Annotated in this window: 21 protein-coding genes; 7 read left to right on the forward strand and 14 right to left on the reverse strand. The window is 70.8% G+C overall.

Features of this window, described 5'->3' with window-relative positions; genetic code table 11:
- Positions 1-22 precede the first annotated feature (22 nt).
- Positions 23-412, reverse strand: a complete 390-nt coding sequence (locus ACWC21_RS12605) for a VOC family protein (RefSeq protein WP_450880885.1) — start codon at positions 410-412, stop codon at positions 23-25.
- A 104-nt stretch (positions 413-516) separates the two neighbouring features.
- Between ACWC21_RS12605 and ACWC21_RS12610 the strand changes: the two genes are divergently transcribed.
- Together ACWC21_RS12610 and ACWC21_RS12615 are read left to right on the forward strand one after the other, a co-directional pair.
- Positions 517-1,287: a TetR/AcrR family transcriptional regulator gene (locus tag ACWC21_RS12610; protein WP_450880887.1), complete on the forward strand. Its 771-nt coding sequence runs from the start codon at positions 517-519 to the stop codon at positions 1,285-1,287.
- Between the two features lie 629 nt (positions 1,288-1,916).
- Positions 1,917-2,810: a LysR family transcriptional regulator gene (locus ACWC21_RS12615; RefSeq protein WP_450880889.1), complete on the forward strand. Its 894-nt coding sequence runs from the start codon at positions 1,917-1,919 to the stop codon at positions 2,808-2,810.
- On the opposite strand, the gene ACWC21_RS12620 is transcribed toward ACWC21_RS12615, so the two are convergent.
- Positions 2,749-3,243 carry an ATP-binding protein gene (locus tag ACWC21_RS12620; RefSeq protein ID WP_450880891.1) on the reverse strand — a complete coding sequence of 165 codons (495 nt, stop codon included), beginning with the start codon at positions 3,241-3,243 and terminating at the stop codon, positions 2,749-2,751. The two genes, ACWC21_RS12615 and ACWC21_RS12620, sit on opposite strands and share 62 nt — an antisense overlap.
- 127 nt (positions 3,244-3,370) lie before the next feature.
- On the opposite strand from ACWC21_RS12620, the gene ACWC21_RS12625 reads away from it, so the two are divergent.
- On the forward strand, positions 3,371-4,237 hold the full coding sequence (locus ACWC21_RS12625) for a helix-turn-helix domain-containing protein (RefSeq protein WP_450880893.1): 867 nt from the start codon (positions 3,371-3,373) through the stop codon (positions 4,235-4,237).
- 11 nt (positions 4,238-4,248) lie between these two features.
- On the forward strand, positions 4,249-4,461 hold the full coding sequence (locus tag ACWC21_RS12630) for a DUF397 domain-containing protein (protein WP_450881076.1): 213 nt from the start codon (positions 4,249-4,251) through the stop codon (positions 4,459-4,461).
- Here ACWC21_RS12630 and ACWC21_RS12635 read toward each other — a convergent pair.
- From ACWC21_RS12635 to ACWC21_RS12645, 3 genes are all read right to left on the reverse strand, one after another.
- On the reverse strand, positions 4,421-5,647 hold the full coding sequence (locus tag ACWC21_RS12635) for a cytochrome P450 (protein WP_450880895.1): 1,227 nt from the start codon (positions 5,645-5,647) through the stop codon (positions 4,421-4,423). The two genes, ACWC21_RS12630 and ACWC21_RS12635, sit on opposite strands and share 41 nt — an antisense overlap.
- A 102-nt stretch (positions 5,648-5,749) precedes the next feature.
- Complete coding sequence (locus ACWC21_RS12640) at positions 5,750-7,717, reverse strand: AMP-dependent synthetase/ligase (protein WP_450880897.1); 1,968 nt, start codon at positions 7,715-7,717, stop codon at positions 5,750-5,752.
- 208 nt (positions 7,718-7,925) lie between these two features.
- Complete coding sequence (locus tag ACWC21_RS12645) at positions 7,926-9,212, reverse strand: acetyl-CoA C-acetyltransferase (RefSeq protein WP_450880899.1); 1,287 nt, start codon at positions 9,210-9,212, stop codon at positions 7,926-7,928.
- 85 nt (positions 9,213-9,297) lie between these two features.
- Between ACWC21_RS12645 and ACWC21_RS12650 the strand changes: the two genes are divergently transcribed.
- Positions 9,298-10,635 (forward strand): 3-oxoacyl-ACP reductase, encoded by a 1,338-nt coding sequence (locus ACWC21_RS12650; RefSeq protein ID WP_450880901.1) that lies wholly within the window; start codon positions 9,298-9,300, stop codon positions 10,633-10,635.
- A complete protein-coding gene (locus ACWC21_RS12655; protein ID WP_450880903.1) occupies positions 10,635-11,501 on the forward strand; it encodes a MaoC family dehydratase in 867 nt (288 codons plus the stop codon). Before ACWC21_RS12650 ends, ACWC21_RS12655 begins: the two co-directional genes overlap by 1 nt.
- On the opposite strand, the gene ACWC21_RS12660 is transcribed toward ACWC21_RS12655, so the two are convergent.
- The 9 genes from ACWC21_RS12660 to ACWC21_RS12700 all read right to left on the reverse strand — a co-directional run bounded on the left by ACWC21_RS12660 (position 11,483) and on the right by ACWC21_RS12700 (position 18,820).
- Positions 11,483-12,148, reverse strand: a complete 666-nt coding sequence (locus ACWC21_RS12660; protein ID WP_450880905.1) for a TetR/AcrR family transcriptional regulator — start codon at positions 12,146-12,148, stop codon at positions 11,483-11,485. The genes ACWC21_RS12655 and ACWC21_RS12660 overlap by 19 nt on opposite strands.
- Positions 12,149-12,194: 46 nt before the next feature.
- Positions 12,195-12,506 carry a DUF4229 domain-containing protein gene (locus ACWC21_RS12665; RefSeq protein WP_450880907.1) on the reverse strand — a complete coding sequence of 104 codons (312 nt, stop codon included), beginning with the start codon at positions 12,504-12,506 and terminating at the stop codon, positions 12,195-12,197.
- Between the two features lie 98 nt (positions 12,507-12,604).
- The gene (locus ACWC21_RS12670) at positions 12,605-13,129 is read right to left on the reverse strand and encodes an N-acetyltransferase family protein (protein WP_450880909.1); all 525 of its coding nucleotides are present in this window, start codon (positions 13,127-13,129) and stop codon (positions 12,605-12,607) included.
- A gap of 16 nt (positions 13,130-13,145) precedes the next feature.
- Complete coding sequence (locus tag ACWC21_RS12675) at positions 13,146-13,802, reverse strand: UdgX family uracil-DNA binding protein (protein WP_450880911.1); 657 nt, start codon at positions 13,800-13,802, stop codon at positions 13,146-13,148.
- 140 nt (positions 13,803-13,942) lie between these two features.
- Positions 13,943-15,106 (reverse strand): aminofutalosine synthase MqnE, encoded by a 1,164-nt coding sequence (gene mqnE / locus ACWC21_RS12680; RefSeq protein ID WP_450880913.1) that lies wholly within the window; start codon positions 15,104-15,106, stop codon positions 13,943-13,945.
- A 51-nt stretch (positions 15,107-15,157) separates the two neighbouring features.
- On the reverse strand, positions 15,158-15,613 hold the full coding sequence (locus tag ACWC21_RS12685) for an Lrp/AsnC family transcriptional regulator (RefSeq protein WP_450880915.1): 456 nt from the start codon (positions 15,611-15,613) through the stop codon (positions 15,158-15,160).
- Positions 15,614-15,681: 68 nt separating this feature from the next.
- Positions 15,682-16,338, reverse strand: a complete 657-nt coding sequence (locus ACWC21_RS12690) for a UbiX family flavin prenyltransferase (RefSeq protein WP_450880917.1) — start codon at positions 16,336-16,338, stop codon at positions 15,682-15,684.
- Between the two features lie 125 nt (positions 16,339-16,463).
- Positions 16,464-17,366, reverse strand: coding sequence for a menaquinone biosynthesis prenyltransferase MqnP (gene mqnP, locus ACWC21_RS12695; RefSeq protein WP_450880919.1), 903 nt, complete (start codon positions 17,364-17,366; stop codon positions 16,464-16,466).
- Complete coding sequence (locus ACWC21_RS12700; protein WP_450880921.1) at positions 17,363-18,820, reverse strand: menaquinone biosynthesis decarboxylase; 1,458 nt, start codon at positions 18,818-18,820, stop codon at positions 17,363-17,365. The genes mqnP and ACWC21_RS12700 overlap by 4 nt, the downstream gene beginning before the upstream one ends.
- A gap of 76 nt (positions 18,821-18,896) precedes the next feature.
- Between ACWC21_RS12700 and ACWC21_RS12705 the strand changes: the two genes are divergently transcribed.
- Positions 18,897-19,184 (forward strand): PLDc N-terminal domain-containing protein, encoded by a 288-nt coding sequence (locus ACWC21_RS12705; RefSeq protein ID WP_450880923.1) that lies wholly within the window; start codon positions 18,897-18,899, stop codon positions 19,182-19,184.
- Positions 19,185-19,445 lie beyond the last annotated feature (261 nt).

Below are 19,445 nucleotides of genomic sequence, written 5' to 3' on the forward strand. Positions count from 1 at the left end.
CGGGCGACGTGGACGCCGGTTGTCACTGGTGGCTGTCGGGCGTGGTCCAGGCGACGAGCTGGAGGGTTACCCCGTTCGGGTCGGTGACCTGGAAGAGGCGCTCGCCCCACGGCTCTTCACGCAGCGGCATGGTGATGGGGGCGCCTTCGCTCCGCAGTCGCTCGTATTCGGCGTCCAGGTCGGTCACCGTGAACGCGATGATCACGCCGGCGGCGTGCTGATCCCTGAACCCCTCAGGCAGGACCTCGGTGCCGCGCCGCAGAAAGATCACGTCAGGGGCGCCCTCCCGGGCCAGGGAGGCGAAGCCCTCGGCGGCCATGGCCTCCTGGAAGCCGAAGTGCCGGGTCAGGAATGCGGCGGAGGCGGGGACGTCGTCGACGGTCAGGGAGACGGCCGTGGAAGCGATGTTCATGGTTCCTCCTGGAGACCTGGCATCAACTCTGTACGTTGTACTTTATACAGCGTACAGCGTATGCGGGTGTGGAGCCATCGCTCCTTGTGGAGAAGATGGGGCGCATGGCCAAGGAACGAAGCGGAGCGGGCGACCCGGCCCGCACCCTGGAACTGCTGTGGCGCGAGCCCGGACATGGCGGCCCCCGGCGCGGCCCCAGGCAGGGCTTGACGGTCGACGCCGTCGTCCAGGCCGCCATCGAGCTCGCCGACGTCGGCGGACTGGAAGCCCTGACCATGCGCAGCGTCGCCCAGCGGCTGGGTGTCACGCCGATGACGCTCTACACGTACGTCCCGGGCAAGGCGGAGTTGCTCGACCTCATGCTGGACGCCGTCTATCTGCAGATGCCGCGTACCGACCAGACGGCCGCCCCGTGGCGTACGAGGGTGGAGGCCGTCGCACGCGAGAACCGCGACCTCTACCGGCGCCATCCCTGGGTGGCGACCCTGCCCACCACGCGCCCGCCGCTCGGGCCCGGACTCATGGCCAAGTACGAACACGAACTGACCGCCTTCGACGGCCTCGGGCTCGACGACGTCGAGATGGACGCGGCCCTCACCTTCCTGCTCGGCTTCGTCCAGTCCGTCGCCCGCGCCGACTTCGACACCCAAGCCGCCGCCCGCGACAGCGCCATGTCCGACGAGCAGTGGTGGGCCGTCAACGCGCCGCTTCTGGCCAGAGTCTTCGACCCGGCCCGGTTCCCCCTCGCCGCCCGCGTCGGAAGCGCCGCGGGCGAGACCCATCGGAGCACGTACGACCCTGACCACGCCTTCGACTTCGGACTGCAGCGCATCCTGGACGGCCTCACCCACCTCATCGAGAGCCGATCCCGGTAGCAACCTCACGCGCCAAGGCAGTGATTGGCAGGAACGGGCCACGCCCTTCCTGCCCGACCGGGACTTTCCCCCTCCCCCCCCGGCCCATTCCTGCCAATCCTCGAGCGGCCGCGACCGGTGAGACCGATGTGGCTCGCCGGCCACCCCACGCGCGCCCCCCGCCCCCGCCCCCACCCCCACGCACCGATCGCCGCCGAACCCACCCGGCGTGCAGGCGGGGCGCGACCGCGCACCCCGAACCCCGGCCGGCAGGCCAGTCCGGCGAAGGGGCCGCACGCCCCGGCCACCGGCTTTCCGGGCCGCTCGCTCGCTTCTTCCCCGTGCTGGAGCGACCCGAGTCAAGGGTCGGCCGCAGGCCGATCGCCGAAGGCGACGCGCAGCGCCCTTTACTCGGGTCGCGGAAGCACGACACTCACGAAGAAGCGAGCGGCCCCTACGGTCACCTCTCAAGGGGCGTGCCGTCAGTCGGCCTCCACCGCCGTCACTGTCCCTTCGGTGCTTGTGGTCGGCACCCGCTCCCGGGCCCTGGGAGCGGGTTGCCGCCTGGGCCCGGATAGATCGTCGTACGGGTCAACCGCCCAGTCAATCCTGGGGATTTGGCCGCATCACCAAGTGTTAGCTTGGGGGTCGTGACACTCGATGATCTACGTGTGTTCGTGGCCGTGTGCCGGGGCGGGAGTCTCAGTGCGGTGGCTCGGGAGCTGGGGTGCACGCAGTCGGCCGTGAGCCAGCACGTCAAGCGGCTGGAGCGGGAGACGGGGGTGGCGCTGCTGGAGCGACAGCCTCGCGGGGTCGTGCCCACGCAGGCGGGGCGGGTGCTGGAGGCCGCCGCCGCGGAAGGGATCGCGGGACTCGATCTCGCCGTGCGGGAGTTGCGGGACCTCGTCGACGGGCGCAGCGGGTACGTTCGGGTCGCCACCGGGGCCACCACCGTGCGGCACTTCATGTCCGACGCCGTCGTCCGGTTCCGGCGGCGGTATCCGCACGTCAACCTCGAGTTCAGGACCGTCAGTTCGGGACGCGGCAGCTTCGACGCGCTCACCGACGGCACGCTCGACCTCGCCTGGATCACCCTCGGCCCTCCCGTGCGCGGGATCGAGCAGCGGGCCGTGGTCGAACTCCCCTGGGTGCTTGCCGTACGGGCCGACGACCCGCTCGCCCGGCGGACCCACCTCGACGCCGGCGATCTGCGCGACGTACGGCTGATCCGGCTGCCGCCCAACTCCGCCTCCGCCGCCCATCTCGACACCGCCTGCGAGGACCTGGGCGTGCGCTTCGCCTACGAGCCGAGTGTCGCCGACTGGGACACCGCCCTGCTGCTCGCCGAACTGGGGGTCGGGCGGGCCGTCGTGCCTGCCGTGCCGGGACTTCCCGTTCCCGGGGAGGGAGACCTCCGGCTCGTGCCCGTCCCCGGCCTGCGACCCCTTCCCGTCGGGTGGGCCGTGCGCCGCTGGGACGCGCTCAGCCCGCCGGCCCGGGCCTTCGCCGACACGGTCGTGGAGTGCCGGGTGCGGGGCCGCTGAGGGGCATTTCCACCCACACCGTCTTGCCCACGGCGCGCTCCGTGACTCCCCAGGCCTGCGACAGCAGCGATACGAGGATCAGGCCTCGGCCGCCCTCGTCGTCCTCGGCGTCCACCGTGGCGAACCTGAGCTTCTTCTCCCCCCTTGTGTCTGTCACCTCGATGCGGAGGGTGCCCTCGGGGCGGAGCAGCAGGCGCAGTTCGAAGTCCCTTCCGGGTACGCGCCCGTGCGTGACCGCGTTCGCGGCGAGTTCCGCGACCAGGTGTTGGGCGGCGTCGTTCACGTCTCCGCCGTGGGGATGGCCCCAGCTCGCCAACTGGTTCGCCGTCAGGTGCCGGGCCAGGCGTGCGCCTCTCGGGGTCGAGCTCAGACGGACGGCCAGTTCGGTGATGGTCGTGGGGAGAGTGGTGGGGGTGGAGATTTGTGAGTTCACGTGACAGAGGGTGGTGGTTTCTTCCTACCCTGACCAGGAGTGACCTGGCGACTGTGCGTAGCCGTACGGGTGCGGTGGGTTGGACGTACGGGGTGTCGGGCGTGACCTGAGAGACGGGGTGCGTGAGGTGACGGAAGAGGGCGGCGAGCGAAGGCCGGAGACGCCTTCGGAGGCCGACGGGACGACCGGGTTGTTCACGACCCTGGGCAAGCAGCTCAAGGTGCTTCGTGAGCGGAAGGGGCTCACGCAGAAGGAGTTGGGCCAGCTCGTCGCCTACGGGCCGGATGCCATCTCCGCCATGGAGCGGGGGGTGCGGGTCACTCAGCCCGAGCTGTTGGAGAAGGTGGATGAGCTGCTCGACGCCGGGGGCATCCTGCGGGCTGCCATTCCCGACGTGAAGGAGGCCATCAAGAAGGCCCGTACGCGACACCCCGAGTGGTACCGGGGCTATGCGGCGCTGGAGGCGCAGGCCGTGTCGTTGTACGACTACAGCACGATGGGCGTCCTGGGACTGCTGCAGACCGAGGAGTACGCGCGGGCGGTCTTCACGCAACGGCACCCGCCCCTGGATGAGGAGACCATCGAGAGGCGAGTGGCGGACCGCCTTTCACGGCAGCAGATCTTCGAGCAGTGGCCGCCGCCCGAGTTCAGCTTCGTGATGGAAGAAGCGGTGCTGCAGCGGCCGATCGGCGGTCCCCGGGTGCACGCCGAGCAGCTTCGGCAGTTGCTGAGGATCGGGCGTATGAGGAACGTCCAACTCCAGGTGATGCCGACGGCACGTCATGAACACCCCTGCTTGGATAACTCGTTCACCTTGCTGACCCCGAAAGGGAAGGAGCAGGTCGCGTACATGGAGAGCCAGGGATACCCACGGTTGATCACCGACCGCGAAGAGGTACGCGTTCTCGCCGCGCGCTATGGGATCATCCGGGCGCAGGCGCTCAACCCGTACGAGTCCCTGGACCTGATCGAGAAGATGCTGGACGGACGATGACCATAGAGCAGATGAGCTGGTTCAAGTCGAGCTACAGCAGCGGTGAGGGCGGCCAGTGCCTAGAAGTCGCCCTCCACCCCTACTCCATCCACATCCGCGACTCCAAAACCCCCACCGCCCCTCACCTGACCCTCTCCCCCACCACCTGGCTGGCCTTCCTCCCAAGCCTCCCCCACCTCAGCCCTACCAGGTCACCGGCAACTCCACAGGGAACCGCCGAATAGTCTTCGCGTCCCACCGCAATTCCCCCGGCGGCACCGCCAACCGCAGCCCCGGGAAGCGCTCCAGCAGCCGCCCCACCGCAACCTCCAGCTCCGCCAGAGCCAAGGGCACGCCGATGCACCGGTGGCCGCCCCAGCCGAAGGTCATGTGGGGGGCGTGGGGGCGGTCGGGGTCGATGGTGTGGGGGTCCGGGTAGCGAGCGGGGTCTCGGTTCGCGGTCAAATATGAAACGTGGACGAACTCGCCCGCCCGGATCTTCACGCCGTCCAGCTCGACGTCCTCCAGGGCCACCCGGGGGATGCCGACGCCCTTGCGGAAGGGGATGTAGCGCAAGAGTTCGTGGATGAAGGCCGGCAGCGACTCCGGGTTCCGCCGGACCCGGTCCATCAGCTCCGGCCGGGTCAGCAGCAGGTACACGATGTTGCTGATCTGGCACGTCGCCGTGTCCTGGCCACTGAGGACCAGGGTGAGGGTCATGACGGCCATTTCCTGGTCGTCGAGCTGGTCCTGGCCGTCGCGGGCGGCGATCATCCCGCTGATGATGTCGTTGCCGGGGGTGTGGCGGCGCTGCTCGACGAGCTTGCGGAAGTAGTCGGTCAGGTCGGTCTTGACCTGGGCCGCGGCCTCCTTGTTGTCCCGGCCGGTGACGAGCAGCTTCAGGACCAGGTCCCGCATCCGGCCCCAGTCCTCCCGGGGAATGCCGAGGAGCTCGAGGATGGTGTGCTGCGGGAACGGGTCCGACAGGTGGCGTACGAGGTCCGCGGGTGGGCCTTCCTCCGCCATGCCGTCCAGCAGTGAGTCAGCGAGCCGGACGATCCGTTCGCGCATGCCGTCGACCCGTTCCTGGGCGAAGGCCTGGGAGACCAGGCTTCGTACGCGGCTGCTCTGCGGGGGGTCCATGACGTTGACAGACTCGGGGGAGACGATGGGCTCCGGGGTCATACGGGGGTAGTCGTGGCCCATGATCCCGGCGCGGCTGAAGCGGCGGTCGACGGTGACCTGCTGGACCGAGTGGAAGTCGGTGGCCAGCCAGGCGTCGGCCTCGCCGTAGGGGAGGCGGATACGGCTGATGGATCCGCGTTCCATGAGGTCGGCGAGCTCGGGGTCGAACTCCAGGGCGTCGCTGAAGTCGAAGGGGCAGGTGCGGGGCTCGTCGTCGGTGGTGTGCTGCTGCCGGTCGTCAGTCATGTCATATGCCTCCTGGCGCGATGGAAGCACGGCAGGGGGCACGGACCCGGGATCCGCACCCATGCCGTGGGCCAGGTGGGCTAAGCGCAATGCCGGTGACGGTCAGCCGTAGAGCTCCTCCACCTGCGCCGCGAAGTCCCGCATGATCACTTCCCGGCGCAGCTTCATCGACGGGGTGAGGTGGCCGGTCTCCTCGGTGAGGTCGACGGGCAGGACCGCGAACCGCCGGATGGACTCGGGGCGGGAGACCAGTTTGTTGGCCTCGTCCACGGCCCGTTGCAGTATGGCGGTCAGCTCCTCGTCGCCGATCAGGAGTTCGGGGGGCACCGGGTGCTTGCCGTTCATCAGGCGCCAGTGGGTGATGCCGTCGGGGTCGAGGGTGAGGAGGGCGCCGACGTAGGGGCGGCCGTCGCCGACCAGCATGCACTGGGAGATCAGGGGGTGGGAGCGGAGCCAGTTCTCCAGGGGGGCGGGGGCGACCGACTTGCCGCCGGCGGTGATGAGGAGTTCCTTCTTGCGGCCGGTGATGGTGAGGTAGCCCTCGTCGTCCAGTTCGCCGATGTCGCCGGTGGCCAGCCAGCCGTCCTGGGTCGCGGGGACCACTCCCCCGGCCTGGGGGTCCCAGTAGCCGCGCAGCACGTGGTCCCCGGCGATCAGGATCTCGCCGTCCGCGGCGATGCGGACCCTGGTGCCGGGCATGGGCCAGCCGACCGTGCCCAGGCGCGGTTTGAGGGGTGGGGTGACCGTGGAGGCTCCGGTGGTCTCGGTGAGTCCGTAGCCCTCGAAGATCTCGATGCCGGCACCCGCGTAGAAGGCGGCGAGGCGGCGGCCGAGGGGGGAGCCACCGCAGATCACGTGCCGCACCTTGCCACCCATCGCGTTGCGGATGCGGCGGTAGACCAAGGGGTCGTAGAAGGTGCGAGCGGCTTTCAGGGAGCGGCTGGGACCGCTGCCGGTGCCGGTCTGGCGGGCTTCGACGGCCTCTCCGTAGCGCTGGGCGGTGGAGGCCGCGCGGTCGAAGGTGGACAGGCGTCCGCCCGCCTCCGCCTTGGCGCGGGCGGAGTTGAAGATCTTCTCCAGCATGTAGGGGATGGTCAGCAGGCAGGTCGGCCGGAAGGCGGCCAGGTCCGGGAGCAGGTGCTCGGCCTTCAGGCTGGGGGCGTGGCCGAGCCGTACCCGCGCCCGGACGCACGCGATGGCCACCATCCGGCCGAAGACGTGGGACATCGGGAGGAACAGCAACACCGACACGTCGTCGCCCGACTTCCCCTTGAAGACGGGGTGGAGGAGTTCGATGGCGTTGTCGACCTCGGCGAAGAAGTTGCCGTGCGAGAGGGCGCAGCCCTTGGGGCGGCCGGTGGTGCCGGAGGTGTAGATGATGGTGGCGAGGGTGTCCGGGACGAGCATGCCCCGGCGTATGTCCGCTTCGGCGTCGGGCAGTTGGGCGCCCACTTCGGCCAGGCGGTCCACGTGACCCTTGTCCATCACCCAGACGTGGCGGAGGTCGGGGAGGTGTTCGAGTTCGGGACCGATGGCGGCTGCCTGGCCGGCGGTTTCCGTGACCAGGGCGAGTGCGCCGGAGTCGTGGAGGATCCAGCGGGTCTGGAAGACGGAGGAGGTGGGGTAGATGGGGACGGTGACCAGTCCGGCCGCCCAGGCGGCGAAGTCCAGCAGGGTCCACTCGTACCTGGTGCGGGCCATGACGGCGATCCGGTCGCCGGGGGTGAACCCCTCGGCGATCAGGCCCTTCGCCACCGCCAGTACCTGTTCGGCGAACTGGAGGGCGGTCACGTCCTGCCAGTCGCCGTCGGCGGTCCTGCGGCTGAGGACCACCGCGTCGGGGTCCTTCTCCGCGTTCTCGAACGGCAGGTCCGCCAGGGATCCATGGGTGACGGGCGGGGCGAAGGGCGGGACCGACGCCTCCCGTACCACCCCGTCGAGGCGGCGTGTCTCCGGCTCGACGAGGATCGGTACGCCGTCGTAGTCGGTGGCGTGGACGGCGGCGTGCGCGGTGGTGCTGGAGGAGACGGGGACGGGTGAGACGGGGGCGGTCGGGTACGGGGTGGACACGGGCGGCTCCTCGGGCGTGCAGCGCGAACTGCTTGCTGCATGACGTACGTGCCTCGCACACCGAGGCGTTCACCGACGGCCCGCTGCGGAGAGGGGTTACCGACGGTTCAGGCAGGTGATCGTACGAGGCTCCTGTGATGGGCTTGTGCGGGTTCGGGAATGGTCCGGGGCCAGGGATGTGCAATCTCGGCGGTTAAGTGACGGTCGCTCACGTTCGCTCCAGGATGGCCGTCACTCCCTGGCCGCCGGCCGCGCAGACGGAGATCAGTCCGCGTGCCGGTCCCTCCCGTTCGGCCAGCAGTTTGGCCAGGGTCGCGACGATCCGGGCGCCGGTCGCCGCGAAGGGGTGGCCGGTGGCGAGGGAGGAGCCCGCCACGTTCAGGCGGCTGCGGTCCACGGGGGCCAGGCCGCGCTTCTCCCAGGCCGCGAGGGTGGCCAGCACCTGGGAGGCGAAGGCCTCGTGGATCTCGATCAGGTCGAAGTCGGCCATCGTCAGGCCCGCCCGCTCCAGCATCCGCGGGACCGCGTACGCGGGAGCCATCAGCAGGCCGCCCTCGCCGTCCGCCACATCGCCGTGTGGAAAGTCCACGGCCGCCGTCTCGTACGCCGTGAGGTAGGCCAGCGGTTCCAGGCCGCGTTCGGCCGCCCATTCCTCGGACGCCAGCAGGACCAGGGCGGCGCCGTCGGTGAGCGGGGTGGAATTGCCCGCCGTCATGGTGGGTTCCGGGCCCTTCAGGCCGAACACCGGCTTCAGCGTGGCCAGTTTCTCCACCGTCGAGCCGGGGCGGAGGTTCTGGTCCCGGGCCAGTCCCCGGAAGGGCACCACCAGGTCCTGGAAGAAGCCGCGTTCGTACGCCGCGGCCAGCCGCTGGTGGCTGGCCGCCGCCAGTTCGTCCTGGGCCTGCCGCGTGACGCCCCGGACCCCGGCGGTGACCGCGGCGTGCTCACCCATGGACAGGCCGGTGCGCGGCTCGGCGTTGCGGGGGATGTCGGGGACGAGGTGGGCGGGACGGACCTTGGCGAGGGCCTTCACCCGGGCGCCGAGGGACTTCGCCCGGCGTGCCTCCAGCAGGATGCGGCGCAGGTCGTCGTTGACGCCGAGGGGCGCGTCGCTCGCGGTGTCGACGCCGCCGGCGATCGCCGACTCGGTCTGCCCGAGGGCGATCTTGTTGGCGGCGGCGATGATCGCCTGGAGGCCGGTGCCGCAGGCCTGCTGGATGTCGTAGGCCGGGGTGCGGGGGTCGAGGTCCGAGCCGAGGACCGTCTCCCGGGTGAGGTTGAAGTCGCGGCTGTGCTTGAGGACCGCTCCGGCCACCAGCTCCCCCACCGCGCCGGGCGCCTGGAGGCCGTACCGCTCGACCAGGCCGTTCAGGGCGGCGGTGAGCATCTCCTGGTTGGAGGCGGTGGCGTACGGGCCGTCGGCGCGGGCGAAGGGGACGCGTGTGCCGCCGATCACCGCGACGCGGCGGGCGCGAGGGGGCTCAAGGGGACTCATTCTCGACCTGTTCCTCACCGTGACGTAGGCTTACCTCCGGTAACCTTACTCCAGAGTAAGCAATTGAGCCCCTGGGAGTCGTCAGATGGCCGACCGCTACCTGAGCTTCACCGGCACCGCCCCCGGCCGCTTCCTGACCCGGCGGCTGGGACTGCCGCAGCCCGCGCCGCTGCAGCGCTGGTCGGAGCGGGAGACCTCACTGGGCGGCCCACTGCTCCATCTCACCGCCGGGAAGTCCGAGCTGGACCTGGCTCCGGTCCTCGCCCGCACGGGGCTCCCCGCGAGCACGGAATCCGGCGCGCGCTCGGGTGCCGAGAAGCCCGCCGCCGTCGTGCTCGACGCGACCGGCGTCCGGGACGTCGGGACGCTGGGCGAGGTGCACTCGGCCCTGCACCCCGTGGTGCGGTCGGTCGCCGCGAGCGGCCGGGTGGTGGTGCTGGGCGCCCCGCTGGACCCCGCCGACCACCACCAGTCCGCCGCCCAGCAGGCCCTCGAGGGCTTCACCCGGTCACTGGGCAAGGAGATCGGGCGGGGCAGGACCGTCAACCTGGTCCGGCTCACCGACGCGGACGCCGCGGAATCCACCCTCCGCTTCCTGCTCTCCCCCAAGTCGGCGTACGTCAGCGGCCAGGTCATCGGCGTCGGTGACGGCATCGGTGACGGTGAGGTCACCGCCCCCGGCGGCTGGGAGCGGCCGCTGGCCGGGCGCACCGCGCTGGTCACCGGCGCCGCGCGCGGCATCGGGGAGGCGGTCGCCGAAACGCTGGCCAGGGACGGGGCGCGGGTCGTCGTACTGGACGTACCGGCGGCGGAGGCGGACGCCCGCCGGGTCGCCGAACGGCTCGGCGGCACCGCCCTCACCCTCGACATCACCGCCGCCGACGCCGGTGAGCGGATCGCGGACGCACTGCCCGACGGGCTCGACGTACTGATCCACAACGCCGGGATCACCCGGGACCGGCGGCTGGTCAACATGCCCGCCGAGCGGTGGAGTGCGGTCCTGGAGGTCAACCTCGCCAGTGTGCTGCGCACCACGGACGCGCTGCTCGCGGGCGGCGCGCTGCGCCCCGGCGGGCGGATCGTGGCGACCGCGTCGATCGCGGGGCTGGCCGGGAACGCGGGGCAGACGAACTACGGGGCGAGCAAGGCGGGGGTGGCCGGGCTGGTGCGGTCCCTGGCGCCCAGGGCGCTGGCCGAGCACCGGGTCACCGTGAACGCGGTCGCGCCCGGCTTCATCGAGACGAAGATGACCGCCGCGGTCCCCCTGTTCATCCGGGAGGCCGGGCGGCGGATGAACTCCCTCGCCCAGGGCGGGCTGCCCGTCGACGTCGCCGAGACCATCGCCTGGCTGGCCCATCCGGCCTCCGGCGCGGTCAACGGGCAGGTCGTCCGGGTCTGCGGCCAGAGCCTGCTGGGGGCCTGATGGGCGCCGTGTCCGCCGTCGTCCTCACCGGCTCCCCCGCCCTCGCTCCCCTGCTCGCCCGGGGCGCCCTGCGCTCCCCGTTCAAACGGCCCGGCCCGGACGCCGACTACCCGCGCACCCGGCTGGTGCTGCCCGGCGTACGCGTCGACCTGGCCCGGCTGGCCGCGTACGAGCGGGTGTGCGGCTTCGCCACCGGCGACGACGGGCTCCCGGTCACCTACCCGCACGTCCTCGGCTTCCCGCTCGCCATGCGTCTGATGAGCGACCGGGACTTCCCGCTGCCGCTGCTCGGCCTCGTCCACACCTCGATCGAGATCACCCGGCGCACCGCCCTGCCGGCCGACCGCGAGTACCAGCTCAGCGTGTACATCGCCGGTCTGTCGCCGCACCGGCGCGGAACCGAGGCCACCGTCGTCACCGAGCTGCGGGACGGCGGGAGCGGCGGGGACCTGGTGTGGGAGTCGACGAGCACCTACCTGGCGCGGCACAGCACCGGAACCGCCGCGCCGGACGAGGCTCCCCCGCCGCTGCGGGAGGTACTGCCGGCCGTCGCCGAGTGGCGGCTCGCCGGGGACGTCGGCCGGCGGTACGGGGCTGCCTCCGGCGACCGCAACCCCATCCACCTGCATCCCCTCACCGCTCGCCTCTTCGGCTTCCCGCGCGCCATCGCCCACGGCATGTGGACCGTCGCCCGCTGCCTCGCCGCCCACGGCACGCCCCGGGCCGCGCTGGTCCGGGCGGAGTTCAGGGCGCCGGTGCTGCTGCCGGGCACGGTGGTGTACGGGGCGGACGGCGACGGGCGGTTCGAGCTGCGGGGCGGCGAGAAGGTGCACGTGGCCGGGGGTGTCTACCCGCCGGCCTGCTGAACGGACGGCTCCGGCGGCGACCACGGCCGCCCGTCCATGAGGTCGCCCAGGCCCGCCCAGGCGAAGTTCATCAGGGTCGCCGCCGCCTGCCGGGCCGTGACACCCGGGGTGGCGTTGGCCCAGGCGGCGAGGGACTCGGCGGCGCCGACCAGGGCCTCGGCGAGGCCGGCGACCTCGCGCTCGGGGAGGTCCGGGTTCCGGTGGGCGTCCCGGGCGGCCTCGGCGATCAGCCGGGTGACGAACGCGACGAGCTCCTCGCGCATCGCCGTCACCTCGGCGGCGAAGGGCTCGCCGTGGGTGCGGGCCTGCAGGTGCAGTACGGACCAGCCGTCCGGATGCTCGGCGGTGTGCGCGAAGAACGCCTGGAGTCCGTCCCAGAGCTGGCGGTCGGCAGGCAGCCCCGGCCGGATACCGTCGCGCACCGCCTCGGTGAGCGCCTTCGCCTCACGGCGGATGCAGGCGGTGAAGAGCTCTTCCTTGGAGTTCAGGTACAGGTACACCAACGGCTTGGACACGCCCGCCAGTTCGGCGATCTCGTCCATCGACGCGGCCATGTACCCCCGCTCGCCGAAGGTCCGTACGGCCGCGTCGAGCATCTGCTGCTCCCGCACCGCGCGCGGCATCCGCTTGGTCTTCACGGCACCCATGGGGCAAGAGTAGTTGGGGGCGTGGCTCCCGGCCCCGGGCCTGCGCTCAGGAGGAGGAAGAGGACGTCTTGTCCTGGGCCCGCGCGGTGTCGTCGGCCAGGTCCTCCTGGCTGCGGTTGGCGTCGAGGTTGGCCTTCGCACGGTCGACCCGCTCGACGATCTGCACGGAGGCGCGGTCCCGCTCCTTGCGCAGCACGACCCAGCTGATCGGCGCGGAGATCACCATGGCGAGCAGCAGGACCCACAGGAAGTTCGAGGCGCCGAAGCCGCGCGGGAAGATGCCGGAGTAGACGGCGCCCCAGACGACCACGAGGCAGCCCGCGAAGATACCGAGGCGCATCAGCGTGTAGCGGAGCATCTCAATCCAGTCTTCCGATTCCGAAAAGGGGCACCGTCCAGTGAAGCACGCCCGGCCGCCCGTCCTGGAAGCGGGTGGGACGAATCACCCCGGCCGCCTCACCCCAGGGGCAGGAGCATCGTGATGTCGTCCCGGTCGTCCCCGGGCGCCACCCTGATCGCGCCGGGCACCCGGCCGACCTCCTTGTAGCCGCAGGAGGCGTAGAACCGCTCGAGTCCGAGCCCGCCCCGGCAGCCGAGCCGTATCGCGTCGACACCGTCGAAGCCGCGGGCGGCGTCCTCGGCGGCCGCCAGCAGGTCGCGGCCGTACCCCTTGCCCTGGTGCCGGGGGTGGACCATCACCGTGTACAGCCACACCCAGTGGGTCCTCAGCCGGTGGGTGTTGAAGGCGAAGAAGGCGGTGGCCGCCGGCTCGCCCGCCTCGTCGAGCCCGACCAGGAGGCGGTGGCGGCCCTCGGCCATCGCGGCCAGGTGACTGACCAGCTCCGGACGTATCTCCTCCCGGGTCACGGGCGCCACGAAACCGACGGCTCCGCCCGCGTTGGACACGTCGGCCCACAGGTCGAGGATGCCGTCGCGGAGGGCGGGCGTGACGGCGGGATCGAGCGTGAAGGTAAGGGGCATGCAGGGATGGTACTTATTACGACAGCGCGTGTGCAGCCACCCTCAGATCCGCCACCAGACCCCGGTACGCCCCCTCCCGGTCCTCGGCGCGCAGCACCGCGGACGGGTGCACCGTGGGGACGAGCCGCTCCCGCCGCCCGTGGATCTCCCGCTCCAGTACGGTGCCCCGCACCTCGGTCACCCGGAACGACGACCCGAGCAGCGCCTTCCCGGCGGTGGCGCCCAGCACCACGATCAGCTCCGGCTCCACCAGCGCGAGCTCGGCCGCGAGCCAGGGGCCGCACGCGGTCGTCTCGCGCAGGGTGGGCGCCTTGTGGATGCGGCGCTTGCGGGGCTCGGCCCGGGTGAACTTGAAGTGCTTGACGGCATTGGTGACGTACGCCTCGCCCGGGTCGATCCCCGCCTCGGCGAGCGCCTTGTCCAGCAGCTTCCCGGCGGGGCCCACGAAGGGTTTGCCCTGCCGGTCCTCCTGGTCGCCGGGCTGCTCGCCGACCAGCATCACGCGCGCGTCAGCGGTGCCCTCGCCGAAGACGGTTCGGGTCGCGTTGCGGTGCAGGGGGCAGCCCCTGCACCCTGCGGCGGCCTCGCGGAGGCCGTCCAGGTCGACGGCACGATCCTCCGGTACGAAGGGTTCTGCCGTGTAAGCGTCCTCGGGCGCTCGCGTGGTCACCATGGCGTCCGAGTACCCGCCGTGGGAGCTCGGACCTCATGTCGTCCGCGGGCGCGTGGGGGCTGGTCGCGCCCGCGCGGCGGAGCCGCATGTCAATACAGCCCCGCGCCCCTGAGGTGGGCATCCTTCCCGCCCGTATCAAGTCACACCCGCATCGGCTGCGGCGACTCCCGGCGGGCCGGGTCCGGGCCGTCGTACTCGCGGATGATCTCGTACCGCGTGTTGCGTTCCACCGGGCGGAAGCCCGCGTCGCGGATCAGGTCGAGCAGGTCCTCGCGGGTCAGCTTGTTCGGGGTGCCGTAGTTGTCCGCGTCGTGGGTGATCTTGTACTCGACGACCGAGCCGTCCATGTCGTCGGCGCCGTGCTGCAGGGCCAGCTGGGCGGTCTGCACGCCGTGCATCACCCAGAAGACCTTGACGTGCGGGACGTTGTCGAAGAGGAGGCGGGACACCGCGAAGGTCTTCAGGGCCTCCGCGCCGGTCGCCATCCGGGTCCGGGCCTGGAGGCGGTTGCGGATCTTGCCGTCCTGCATGTCCACGAAGTCGTGCTGGTAGCGCAGCGGGATGAAGACCTGGAAGCCGTTCGTCTCGTCCTGCAGCTCGCGCAGCCGCAGCACGTGGTCGACGCGGTGGCGGGGCTCCTCGATGTGGCCGTAGAGCATGGTGCAGGGGGTCTTGAGCCCCTTCTCGTGCGCCAGGCGGTGGATCCGCGACCAGTCCTCCCAGTGGGTGCGGTGGTCGACGATGTGCTGCCGGACCTCCCAGTCGAAGATCTCCGCGCCGCCGCCGGTGAGGGACTCGAGCCCGGCGTCGATGAGCTCGTCGAGGATCTCGCTCGCGCCGAGGCCCGAGATGGTCTCGAAGTGGTGGATCTCGGTGGCCGTGAACGCCTTCAGGGACACGTTCGGCAGGGCGGCCTTCAGCTCCCGCAGGGACCGCGGGTAGTACCGCCAGGGGAGGTTGGGGTGCAAGCCGTTGACGATGTGCAGTTCGGTGAGGTTCTCCCCCTCCATCGCCTTGGCGAGCTTCACCGCCTCCTCGATGCGCATCGTGTACGCGTCCTTCTCGCCCGGCTTGCGCTGGAACGAGCAGTACGCGCACGACGCGGTGCACACGTTCGTCATGTTGAGGTGCCGGTTGACGTTGAAGTGGACGACGTCGCCGTTCTTCCGCGTCCGCACCTCGTGGGCGAGCCCGCCGAGCCAGGCCAGGTCGTCCGACTCGTACAGCGCGATGCCGTCCTCACGGGTCAGCCGCTCACCGGAACGGACCTTCTCCTCCAGCTCGCGCTTGAGCCCGACGTCCATGCCAACACCTTTCTACGACAACTCGCCCAACGTTACGCCCCCGCCCAACCCCTACATCTCCTCGGGCAGCTGCCCGACCCGGTTCTCCCATTTCGTGGACAGCACGATCGTGGTGCGGGTCCGGGAGACGCCCTTGGTGCCGCTCAGGCGCCGGATGGTCTTCTCCAGCTCGTCGACGTCCGGGGAGCGCACCTTGAGCATGAAGGAGTCGTCGCCGGCGATGAACCAGCAGTCCTCGATCTCCGGCAGGTCCTTCAGCCGGCGGGCCACGTCCTCGTGGTCGGCGGCGTCGGACAGCGAGATGCCGATCAGGGCCGTGACGCCGAGGCCGAGGGAGGCGGAGTTCACGGTGGCGCGGTAGCCGGTGATGACGCCGGCCGCCTCCAGCCGGTTGATGCGGTCGGTGACGCTGGGCCCCGACAGGCCGACGAGGCGCCCCAGCTCCGCGTAGGAGGCCCGGCCGTTCTCCCTGAGGGCCTGGATGAGCTGCCTGTCCACCGCGTCCATGCGATCGAAGCCTTCCGGTGAAATGTTCTTGGTGAGATGAGAGGTACTGCGACTTGCTCAGATGGCGCTCAGGTCTTACGGGTTGCTTCGCCGCCGCCGAGTTCTCCCTGCCAGCGGCGGTAGAGCCGGTGCCGCACACCCGCCGCGTCGAGGACGCGTCCGGCGACGAAGTCCACCAGGTCCTGGATGTGCGTCGCGCCCGCGTAGAAGGCCGGTGAGGTCGGCACCACGGTCGCGCCCGCGTCGTCCAGGGCGACCAGATGACGCAGCGTCTGCCCGTTCAGCGGGGTCTCCCGTACGGCGACCACCAGTTTGCGGCGCTCCTTCAGCGTGACGCTCGCGGCCCGCTGCAGCAGGTCCTTCGACAGCCCCAGCGCGACCCCGGCCACGCAGGCGGTGGAGGCGGGCACGATGAGCATCCCCCGCACCGGGTACGACCCCGAGGACGGTCCGGCGGCCAGGTCCCCCGCGCTCCAGTACCGCACCCCCGTGACGTCCGCCTGGAAGGTGTCCGGCTTGCCGTCGGCCCCCCTGGCCAGCCATTCCCGCAGGTCGTCCCGCCAGTGCGCGTCCCGGAACGAGATCCCCGTCTCGTCCAGCAGCGTGAGCCGCGACGCCCTCGACACCACGAGGTCGACCGGCTCCCCCGCCTCCAGCAGTGCCCGCAGCACCGCTGCCGCGTACGGCGTCCCGGATGCTCCGGACACCCCCACGATCCAAGGCACGCGCTGCGTTTCTCCTGCGTTCACCTCTTGAGCGTACCGGCGGGGCGAGTGGTGTTCAGGACGGGTGGGGTGCCTTCCGGGACAGTCGGCCGGGCCCGGCGGGGCACGGCTCTCACCCGAACGGACTACACCGTGAGGCCGCGCACCAGCAGATCGAGCAGCGCGCACACGAACAGAGCGATCCCGATGAACCCGTTGACGCTGAAGAACGCCCTGTTCAGACGGGACAGGTCGTGCGGGCGGACGATCCGGTGCTCGTAGCCGAAGGCGCCCGCGACGATCACCAGGCCGAGCCAGAAGAAGGGGCCGGCGTGGGTGGCGAGGGCGTACCAGACGAACAGGGCCGTCGTGATCGCGTGGCAGACCCGCGCGCCCCAGATGGCGGCGGGGATGCCGAAGCGGGCCGGGACCGACATGACGCCGATCTCCCGGTCGGTCTCGACGTCCTGGCAGGCGTAGATCAGGTCGAAGCCGCCGATCCAGACACCGACCGCGAGGCCGAGGATCACCGCGTCCCAGGACCACGCGCCGCTGATCGCCAGCCAGCCGCCGACCGGGCCCATCGCCTGGGCGAGCCCCAGGATGGCCTGCGGGAAGTTCGTGAAGCGTTTGCCGTAGGGGTAGACCACCATCGGGATCACCGCGATGGGGGCCAGGGCCAGGCACAGCGGGTTCAGCAGGGCCGCCGCGCCGAGGAAGACGACCAGGGCGATCAGGGCGCCCGTCCAGGCGTGCTTCACCGACATCGCGCCGGTCACCAGCTCGCGGTGGGCGGTGCGCGGGTTCCGCGCGTCGATCTCGCGGTCGATGATCCGGTTGACCGCCATCGCGAAGGTCCGCAGGCCCACCATGCAGACGGTGACCAGCAGCAGCCGGCCCCAGTGGATGTTGCGGTCCCACTGGTACATCGCGGTGAGGGAGGCGATGTACGCGAAGGGCAGGGCGAAGACGGAGTGCTCGATCATCACCAGGCGCAGGAACGCCTTGGTGCGTCCGGGCTGCGGGATCGCGGCCGAAGCGCTGCTCACAGGCCGTACTCCTTCCAGCGGCGGTCGACCTTCGCCGCCGTCTCCGGGTCGGACTCCACCATGTCCGGCCACCCCCCGTCCCGCGTGTACCCCTCCTCGGGCCACTTGCGCGTCGCGTCGATTCCCGCCTTGCCGCCCCAGAACTGCTGGTAGGAGGCGTGGTCGAGATGGTCCACGGGGCCCTCGACGACCGTGAGGTCGCGGGCGTAGTCGGTGTTGCCGAGGGCCCGCCAGGCGACCTCGTGGAGGTCGTGGACGTCGCAGTCGGCGTCGACGACCACGATCAGCTTGGTCAGCGACATCATGTGCGCGCCCCAGACGGCGTGCATCACCTTCTGCGCGTGCTTGGGGTACTTCTTGTCGATGGAGACGATCGCGCAGTTGTGGAAGCCGCCGGCCTCGGGCAGGTGGTAGTCCACGATGTCCGGGACGATGATCTTCAGCAGGGGGAGGAAGAAACGCTCGGTCGCGCGGCCGAGGGGGCCGTCCTCCGTCGGGGGCCTGCCGACGACGATCGACTGCAGCAGGGGGCGGCGGCGCATCGTCACACAGTCGATCTTCAGCGCGGGGAAGGGCTCCTGCGGGGTGTAGAAGCCGGTGTGGTCGCCGAAGGGGCCCTCCGGGAGCATCTCACCGGGCTCCAGCCAGCCCTCGATCACGACCTCGGCGTGCGCCGGGACCTGGAGCGGGACCGTCTTGCAGTCGACCATCTCGATCCGCTTGCCCGCGATGAACCCGGCGAAGAGGTACTCGTCGATGTCGCCGGGGAGGGGGGCGGTGGAGGCGTAGGTGACGGCGGGCGGGCAGCCGAAGGCGATGGCGACGGGCAGCCGCTCACCCCGCCGGGCCGCCACCTGGTAGTGGTTTCGGCTGTCCTTGTGGATCTGCCAGTGCATGCCGATGGTGCGCTTGTCGTGGCGCTGGAGGCGATAGAGCCCGAGATTGCGGACACCCGTCTCCGGGTCCTTGGTGTGGGTGAGCCCGAGGTTGAAGAAGGAGCCGCCGTCCTTGGGCCAGGTGAACAGCGCGGGCAGCCGGTCGAGGTCCACCTCGTCGCCGTGCAGGACGACCTCCTGCACGGGCGCGTTGTCCGGCTTCACCTTCTTCGGCGGTACGTGCGTCATCGCGCCGAGCTTGCCGAAGGCCTCGCGGACACCGACGAAGCCGTGCGGCAGTTCGGGCCGCAGCAGCCCGCCGATCTTGTCGCTGATGTCGCCGTACGACTTCAGGCCGAGCGCCTTCAGCAGCCGGCGGTCGGTGCCGAAGACGTTCATCGCCAGCGGCATCGCGGAGCCCTTCACGTTCTCGAAGAGCAGGGCGGGACCGCCGGACTTCTGCACCCGGTCGACGATCTCCCCGACCTCCAGATACGGGTCGACCTCGGCCTTGATGCGCTTGAGGTCCCCCTCGCGCTCCAGTGCCCTCAGCAGGGAGCGAAGATCGTCGTAAGCCATGCGTACCAGTATCTGCCACCCGCTACCCTGGCCCGGTCACCGGGGCCGTGCCACCTGTCGAGGAGATCGCTCGCCCATGCTCAGGTATCTGCCGTTCCTGCTGGTCCTGGCGGTGTGGATCTACGCCTTCGTGGACTGCCTGAACACCCCCGAGGAGGAGGTGCGCGCGATGCCGAAGGTGATCTGGGTGATCGTCATCCTGCTCTTCGGCGAGGTGCTGGTCGGCCCGCTCGGCTGGCTGATCGCCGGCAAGGTCCGCGGTGCCCGCGCGGGCGCTCCGGGCGCGGCCGGGGGCCGCTGGGTGGCGCCCGACGACAACCCGGAGTTCCTGAAGTCCCTGGACAAGGACGACCCCAAGAACTGAACTCTCCACCCTGTCTTTCGCGCAGGGTGCCCGGTCCTTCAGGGCCGGGGTGAATGCGCGTTCCCGCGGAGCGGGGCAGGGATGGACGAGTCGCCGTCAGGGCGATTCGTCGTCTCCATCCACCAACCCGAGGACGACCTCAAGCAGTCTGTGATGACGGCGAGTTGAAGGCCCCATGGTCGGGGGGCGCCCTGAAAGGCAGGGGTGTCGGTCACTCTCACGGATGATGTTGGTCGAAGGCGTGCGCGGGAGGCAAACGGG

This window comes from Streptomyces sp. NPDC001348 (assembly GCF_053597535.1).

Excerpts from the sequence above, each read along its gene's own strand:
- ACWC21_RS12605 (WP_450880885.1), bottom strand. The coding sequence starts at position 412 with ATGAACATCGCTTCCACGGCCGTCTCCCTGACCGTCGACGACGTCCCC.
- ACWC21_RS12610 (WP_450880887.1), top strand. The coding sequence starts at position 517 with ATGGCCAAGGAACGAAGCGGAGCGGGCGACCCGGCCCGCACCCTGGAA.
- ACWC21_RS12630 (WP_450881076.1), top strand. The coding sequence starts at position 4,249 with ATGAGCTGGTTCAAGTCGAGCTACAGCAGCGGTGAGGGCGGCCAGTGC.
- ACWC21_RS12635 (WP_450880895.1), bottom strand. The coding sequence starts at position 5,647 with ATGACTGACGACCGGCAGCAGCACACCACCGACGACGAGCCCCGCACC.
- ACWC21_RS12645 (WP_450880899.1), bottom strand. The coding sequence starts at position 9,212 with ATGAGTCCCCTTGAGCCCCCTCGCGCCCGCCGCGTCGCGGTGATCGGC.
- ACWC21_RS12650 (WP_450880901.1), top strand. The coding sequence starts at position 9,298 with ATGGCCGACCGCTACCTGAGCTTCACCGGCACCGCCCCCGGCCGCTTC.
- ACWC21_RS12655 (WP_450880903.1), top strand. The coding sequence starts at position 10,635 with ATGGGCGCCGTGTCCGCCGTCGTCCTCACCGGCTCCCCCGCCCTCGCT.
- ACWC21_RS12660 (WP_450880905.1), bottom strand. The coding sequence starts at position 12,148 with ATGGGTGCCGTGAAGACCAAGCGGATGCCGCGCGCGGTGCGGGAGCAG.
- ACWC21_RS12665 (WP_450880907.1), bottom strand. The coding sequence starts at position 12,506 with ATGCTCCGCTACACGCTGATGCGCCTCGGTATCTTCGCGGGCTGCCTC.
- ACWC21_RS12670 (WP_450880909.1), bottom strand. The coding sequence starts at position 13,129 with ATGCCCCTTACCTTCACGCTCGATCCCGCCGTCACGCCCGCCCTCCGC.
- ACWC21_RS12675 (WP_450880911.1), bottom strand. The coding sequence starts at position 13,802 with ATGGTGACCACGCGAGCGCCCGAGGACGCTTACACGGCAGAACCCTTC.
- mqnE (WP_450880913.1), bottom strand. The coding sequence starts at position 15,106 with ATGGACGTCGGGCTCAAGCGCGAGCTGGAGGAGAAGGTCCGTTCCGGT.
- ACWC21_RS12685 (WP_450880915.1), bottom strand. The coding sequence starts at position 15,613 with ATGGACGCGGTGGACAGGCAGCTCATCCAGGCCCTCAGGGAGAACGGC.
- ACWC21_RS12700 (WP_450880921.1), bottom strand. The coding sequence starts at position 18,820 with ATGGCTTACGACGATCTTCGCTCCCTGCTGAGGGCACTGGAGCGCGAG.
- ACWC21_RS12705 (WP_450880923.1), top strand. The coding sequence starts at position 18,897 with ATGCTCAGGTATCTGCCGTTCCTGCTGGTCCTGGCGGTGTGGATCTAC.